The following is a 2,531-nucleotide window of genomic DNA, read 5'->3' on the forward strand; positions in this document are numbered from 1 at the left end:
CTACAGGGGTATTTTAACTACCATGCGGTGCCTGACAATCTGCGACGATTGGGAGGGTTCCGCTGGGAAGTTGGTCGAGCTTGGCGACACGCCTTGATGCGCCGAAGCCAGCGACACCGCTTGCCTTGGGATCGTTTCCAAAGGCTCGTCCGCAAATACCTGCCACCGTGCCGGCTGATGCATCCGCATCCTGATGCTCGGCTTACCGTCACTACAGCCGATAGGAGCCGTATGCGGTAGTGCCGCACGTACGGAACTGACCGGGGGGCGATGGGTAACCATCGTCCCTACCGGGACCAATGAGAGCGGAACGCACTCCTGAAAAGGAACAAAACGTCAGCGATAGTTTCACACAGCCCGCCGCGACGCGGCGTTCTTGGCGGAGCGCGCTGATCTTTGTTGTGAAGGGACCAGCACCAGCAATGCTTGAGCTCAAAGAGCGATTCTGGAAATTTCAACCAAATCTGGCCAGCATTCGTTCCATCTTCGGACTTCTCCGATCCAAATAAGCGGTGCAGGTCCCCATCATAAAACTTTACACAATATTTGCAAAAGCAACTCCGCTAAAATGATACGCTTGCCACCAATGAGTATACATTGAGGGAGATGGTAATTGGCATTCGCCCTCGCACCGGTCGGAGTTACGCCAATGACAGAAAGAGCTCTCATTCTAATTGAAGGTAGCAGAGGTAATGGTCCTCTGTATATGAAGGCGGCCGCGCGCCTTGGACTTTATCCCATTACGCTGTCGGCTAATCCAACTCAGTATAGTTATCTTGCGGCGGAACGCGGTGAGGCAATCCGTGCCGACACGGATAATCTAGACGCGATGATCGGTCAGTGTTGCCGACTGAGTGCGGTGTATGACATTGCTGGCATTACCGGCTTTGCAGGTCGCGATGAATCCGAATATTTGATAATAAGCAATCTTTGCCGCCATTTCGGTTTACCGGGCCCGAATCCTGTCTCTATCGAACAGTGCTACGACAAGTTCGCCCAACGTGAACTCCTCGCACAAGCCGGCGTTCCTGTACCTGCTTACCGCCTGGCGACAGACGCGACTGGCATTGAAAGGTCTGCTATGGAAATCGGTCTGCCCGTGATACTTAAGCCAGTTGTTGGCAGTGGCAGCAGCGGTGTTCGATTGTGCCGCAACCTCGCCGAGTTGACTGAACATACGGACTATCTGCTGGGCGGGAAACACGTCTGGCGGTCTTCGCCGAAGATACTGGTCGAAGAATTTGCACAAGGCCCATACTATAGCGTCGACACTATGGGAAATGAGATTATGGCAGTTGGTACCGCTGATTTTGGCTGTCTGCCGTATTTCATTGCTCGTGAGTACATTTTCCCGGCGCCCCTGACTGGCCGACAATATGACTGCGTCGCTGAGATTTCACTAAGCTGCTTACGAGCGCTTGGGCTGGGCTGGGGGCCGGCGAACGTTGAATTGCGGTGGACAAAACGTGGCCCGGTCGCCATTGAAATCAATCCCCGTCTTCCGGGTTTGGCGACCCCTCGGCTGGTGCTACTAGCATACGGCGTAGATCTTGTGACTGAGCACATCAAGCTTGTCATCGGCGAAAAATCGGAGTTGCACATAACGCGCTCTCAGGTTGCGGGAGCGCGGTTCCTGGTGCCTGACAGCGACGGGATTCTTGATTGGGTCGATGGTGATGAAAGGGCAGCGGCTGAACTGGGTGTCGCCGAAGTTGAATTGTACGTCAAGCCTAAGACCGAAATTGTCAGAACGAGTGATTATCGAGACGCGATCGGGCATGTCATCGCCACCTCACCGCATCATACTCAAACGCAGACAATACTTGAGCGTGCCGCTAGCTTAATAACTTGGTCTATCATTCCATTTGCAACTCCTGCCGAATAGGAACCATGGGGGACCGATAACCTAATTATCCGTTCTTTGCCACCCGGCATTCACAACCGAGTGCAGAGAGAGATTGGACTTGGTTGTCGCAACTGGGCATTCACAGGTTCTGGGGCCCAGGCTCGATCGCGCCCCGCCGTGATCTTCGTGAGCGCGACGAACAGCCACTGCTTTCGGCGTTGGCCCGAATGGCATTGTTATCATAACCCTTGTCCGCCAGGAGGATATCTCCCTCGCCGAGTTCGTCCGTCAGCGCTTCGGCCTCGGTGCAATCGGCGACTTGCCCGCCGGTCAGACGCAGGGTGACGGGGCGACCTTCGGCGTCGACGAGGGCGTGGATTTTGCTCGTAATACGGCTTCTCATTGATCAGAACGCATTGGCCCATTCTCTGCGTCCGATGGACATGATGCGCCAGGGCTGACTTTCGAGTTTTCGCCATGCGTCGCAACAGTGATTGACGATATCGTCGTAGGATTTGAAGACTCGGTTCGAGAGCCAATTCTCGCGCATGAAGAGCCAGAGGTTTTCGACCGGGTTCAACTCTGGCGATTTCGGCGGGAGCGGCAGGATCGTTATGTTTTCGGGCACGACGAGATTGTTGGACATGTGCCATCCCGCCTGATCCATGATGAGGATGGCATGGGC

The 2,531-nt window shown here is 54.8% G+C and carries 2 protein-coding genes and 1 pseudogene; 1 reads left to right on the plus strand and 2 read right to left on the minus strand.

The window, feature by feature from the left end; all coding sequences use genetic code 11:
* The first annotated feature begins 649 nt into the window (after nt 1-649).
* Nucleotides 650-1,885, plus strand: coding sequence for an ATP-grasp domain-containing protein (locus PH547_RS33570; RefSeq protein WP_184806390.1), 1,236 nt, complete (start codon nt 650-652; stop codon nt 1,883-1,885).
* Nucleotides 1,886-2,018: 133 nt separating this feature from the next.
* Here the strand turns inward: PH547_RS33570 and PH547_RS33575 are convergent.
* Nucleotides 2,019-2,246: pseudogene (locus PH547_RS33575) on the minus strand (transposase); the annotation flags it as partial.
* Nucleotides 2,247-2,252: 6 nt separating this feature from the next.
* Nucleotides 2,253-2,531: transposase (locus PH547_RS33580; RefSeq protein WP_285170455.1), on the minus strand; the 279-nt coding region annotated here is incomplete at its 5' end.

This window comes from Rhizobium cerradonense, assembly GCF_030182455.1.
Lineage (GTDB): Bacteria > Pseudomonadota > Alphaproteobacteria > Rhizobiales > Rhizobiaceae > Rhizobium.

What these genes read in the sequence shown, in the direction of transcription:
- PH547_RS33570 (WP_184806390.1), top strand. Translation starts at nt 650, where the DNA reads ATGACAGAAAGAGCTCTCATTCTAATTGAAGGTAGCAGAGGTAATGGT.